2 protein-coding genes and 1 pseudogene are annotated in these 4001 nt (G+C 60.5%); all 3 read left to right on the forward strand.

Features of this window, described 5'->3' with window-relative positions:
- A pseudogene (locus tag ACOZKU_RS04660) lies at positions 1-676 on the forward strand (hypothetical protein); the annotation flags it as partial.
- Positions 677-741: 65 nt separating this feature from the next.
- Positions 742-3045, forward strand: coding sequence for a hypothetical protein (locus tag ACOZKU_RS04665; RefSeq protein ID WP_421577865.1), 2304 nt, complete (start codon positions 742-744; stop codon positions 3043-3045).
- Positions 3046-3056: 11 nt separating this feature from the next.
- A complete protein-coding gene (locus ACOZKU_RS04670) occupies positions 3057-3827 on the forward strand; it encodes a hypothetical protein (protein ID WP_421577866.1) in 771 nt (256 codons plus the stop codon).
- Positions 3828-4001: the final 174 nt, after the last annotated feature.

Genomic DNA, 4001 nt, shown 5'->3' on the forward strand with positions numbered 1-4001 from the left:
TCTGGCTTCCTTCACCGAGGCAAGCGCGAGCCCGCACTATGGGACGGCGCCGTTCAACGTTTCGGTGAAAAACGATAGCCATGCCGTGACTATGGCGATTTATCGCACGGTCAGCGGCGGAACCTTCAACGCGGCTACCGATAAGGTGGATGAAATAGGCGTCTCGCCTGGGACCACATTTAGTTACACAGTGGGAACGGCGCCAACGTTCTTCACGACCAACGGTGACTTTACCGCTGCCGGGCCACCGCCGACGCTTGGATCGAACTGGAGTATATCGGGCGGTAAGGCAATTCACGCCTCAGGTGCGGGCGGCGCTCTTAACTGGACAGTGACACTGGCAGCCGGCGATGTTGTTCGCTGGGGGGCAACCATTGACAGCATCAGTGGGGCCTCCGCCACTCTGACCGACCGCCTGACCGGTGGCACGACAGTTACGGGGACTGCATTCTCAACGGCTGGTTTTAAATCTGGCCGCCTTACGGCCGTCGCAGGCAATACTACTTTCGCTCCGATTGCGAGTACCAACGCTGCGGTTCAGCTGGACAACGTGTTCGCCTTTAAGCAGACGGCCGATCAGGAACCGCAGGGGACCTGGGACTACCGCGCTGCTGTCCTGAACGCCTCTGGCATTGCTGGCCCGGTGTCAGGGCCTGTCACCATCACAGTCATCTAAATCCAAAGCTTCATAACTGACCGCTCTCTGGCTTTCGCTGGAGCCGCTTTGCATGGGAGCCATTCATGGCGAACGAAATTAAATCCGCGTTTGACTCAGTCTATGCAGACGGGCCTTCTAGCGGCCCCGCCCAGCCGCAGAAGTCGCGTATCCGTGATGAGGTCGGCGGGACGATTCAGGCTCAAGTCGATGCGTTGCAGAAGAGTGTCGACGAGGCAAAGGCCATCGCGGTCACCAGTCGGAAGACACTGGACAACGTCATCTTCCGTTCAACCTCGACTGGCGCCCTTGCGACGGCGTTCGTGAACGGAACGACCCATGACGGACGTGTTGCGGCGACCGGCGAGCGGTTCTTCATGGACGGCCGCACGGACCCGAAAGAGAACGGCGTCTATCTGGTCCCAGCTGCCGGCGCCCCGGCTCGCACGACGGATGCCGATACCGGCGCCGAACTTCTTGGCGCGACGTTCTATGTGGCGGCCGGGTCCTCCTCCAAGGGAAAAACATACACCTGCAAAAACGCCACGGCTCCTGTAATTGGCACCGACGCCATTACCTTCGCGCTCGTTAATGAGCAGAACACCGCGGTGCCATCGGCCCTCGATGCGCTGCGCAAGAACGCCAACAGTGTCGCGACCGCCGCCACTATCGACATCGACAACGTGACTGGCGAATACGTGCCGTTGACGGGCGACGTGACCGTCTCGGCTGTCACGCTCGGCGTCGACCGGGAAAGGTCGCTTCGTGTTGACGGTTCACCGTTCTTCAAGGTCGGGGCGCTCCTCAAGGGGGATAACGACGGTAAAGATGTGCAGATGTTCCCCGGAGACCGTGTGCTCTTGCGCGGCGAAGCCGGCGGCATCGTGCGCTTCTGGCGGCAGCGCCAGTTGCAGCTTGTCACGGATGATGGGGTCGACGCTTACCGCTGGGAAGATAGCTACGGCAACACGCTGATGCGCATCGGCCTTGACGGCATGGTTTACATCGGAGGCATGCAGATCGATCCGCAGGCGATCGGCGGCGATATCGAATTCGGCGCGTCTCCCGGCTACACCTTCGCCCGTCTCGGTGCCAAGAGCAGCATGATCAACGGCATTCGCATCGATGCGTGGCCGCTGCGCTCGTTCGAAATCCAGGACATCTGGGGCCATGTTCTCTGGCGGCCCAACATGCCCTTGGGGAGCGCGTCGCAGGAGCCGACTGAAATCCCGCAGCCGCAAAGTCTGGAACTTTACCTTGGCAAATACCTCTACGCGGTTGAGGGCGAGGAAAGCACTTTGGTTGTCGACAACATCCTGAAAAACCGAATGGATGCGGCACTCGTGCAGGCGTCGATCTTCCCGCGAACGGGGGCCGCCTATAAGGCGCGTTCATTCGTTTCGTCGACGCAGATCAAGCCGTCTGACATGGCTGGCGGCGCAACACTGATCGTTCGCCCGAAAAGTTGGGACGCGAAGAATGCGTCCGAGCTGAGGCTGACGACGCGGATTGCCACGCTCGCATCGCTCACAGGGCTGACGCCGAAGATCCTGTCGCTTACCGATTCCATCGGCACCTATCAGGGGCTCTACTACCAGCACCAAGCCTATCTTGACTGGGGTGTCACCCCGACGTGGGTCGGCACGACACCGACTGAAAACAACACGCCTTCGGGGGTGACCAATCACTTTGTGCTGGATTCGACATATTCCGGCGAGTGCCGTCCTGGCATCGAACTGGCCGACTACACCAACTATCTGACGACGACGCTTTCGCCGGTCTCTATTGGTGGGGAGGCGGCATACCTCGCGGCCGACACATCGACGAAGCGGACATTCAATCCGCTGCTCGTCATCGACGATGGCGTTGTGGATGACGCCGACCTTCGCAATGGCTACTTCATCGACTTCGCCGCCTATTTCAGCCGGTTCGGCCTCGCAGCGCCGGATATGCTGAGCCTCGTGCTTTGCCGCAACGACGTCCGTCGCCTGAACACGAGTAGCGCATACGCCCTTATCAAGGCGGAGATGGCCCTGCTAATTCGACGCTGGCGGGCCTACAGCGCGACAAAGCCGATCATCTTCATGCTGCCCGGCACGGCCCGAACGCCGGACGAGGACCTCGATTGGCCGGTCGAAATACAGGCGTACCGCGCTCTGCTCGATCTACAGGCGCAGATCGCCGACAGCCGGTTCCATATCTGCTTCGCCCAAGCCTTCGTCCCCAACGACGGCAGTTTTGACCTCACGCTTGCATCGACTTCGCCCAACGCCACGACCGGCGTGATCACGCGCACGATCGAAGACGGCATCCATCCCTACGGATACGCCCGAGAGGAAGACATGCGCCAACTCGCAATGACGGGCGCTTATGCCCTGACCCATATCTAAAGGATCAAGCCATGCCTCGTTTTACTTCTCCCACTGATGCCAGCGCCTACGCGACCGAGTTCGGCGGCTACCTGTCTCGCGACGGTCTGGAATGCCTGCATATCTTCGACGGCTCCCTGGAGCGGTCTTTGCTCAATCTTGCGCCGGGAAAGCCCGTGCCGGATGGCGTGGTCGGGGGCGGTACGCCGGCCATCGGCACGGGGAGCGCATGGCTGGAGGTATCGGGCACGAACTGGATTGAGGTGTCGGCGACCGACTCTCTCAACCAGACGATCTATTCCGTCGTGAAGAGCGCCGCTTCCATGGCTGACGACAACAATCGGCCGACATATTGGGCGAACGGTCTGAACTTTCCGGCGAACGGCGAGTCCGCCAATTCGTTCGGCAATCGCCTGGTCGTCACCGCCGCGACAGCGGAGCGGTTCGGCGCTGGCTTTGGCAACGATACGACCGACGATGAAACCACAACTACATCGGTCGCTGCCACCCATAACACCTGGCACCTGCTGGTTTGCAAGATCATCGCCACAGGCTCCGGCCAAGGGGTCTCCATTCAGAACATTACGGCCGGAACAAGCGTGGCGACCGCGACGACCGCAAAGCCTCGCTTTCCTGTGATCGGCCGATATCGCATCGGTTCGCAGCGTAGCGGCGCCCAGATCGCCGGCAGTCAGCAGAAATGGTGGATGAAGTATAGCAAGGTCACCAATGCCGATGAGGACGCCCGCAACATCGCGCAGATCCGCGAATATCAGCTGAAGCGCTGGGGCATCGTGGTCTGAGGCTTCCCGTCATCGGCTATCAAGCGTGAAAAGGAAATCCCCATGACCACCATCCAGCGTGGCCGCGCGTTTTTGCGCGGCCAGAAGGAGCCCCATGGCTAGAGAAACCCTATCAACCGCTCTCGAGCTCATGTTCGGGCATGAGGGCGGCTATGTGAATTCGAAGACCGACCG

It is taken from the genome of Shinella sp. M31 (assembly GCF_049199205.1).
Lineage (GTDB): Bacteria > Pseudomonadota > Alphaproteobacteria > Rhizobiales > Rhizobiaceae > Shinella.

Excerpts from the sequence above, each read along its gene's own strand:
- ACOZKU_RS04670 (WP_421577866.1), top strand. The coding sequence starts at position 3,057 with ATGCCTCGTTTTACTTCTCCCACTGATGCCAGCGCCTACGCGACCGAG.
- ACOZKU_RS04665 (WP_421577865.1), top strand. The coding sequence starts at position 742 with ATGGCGAACGAAATTAAATCCGCGTTTGACTCAGTCTATGCAGACGGG.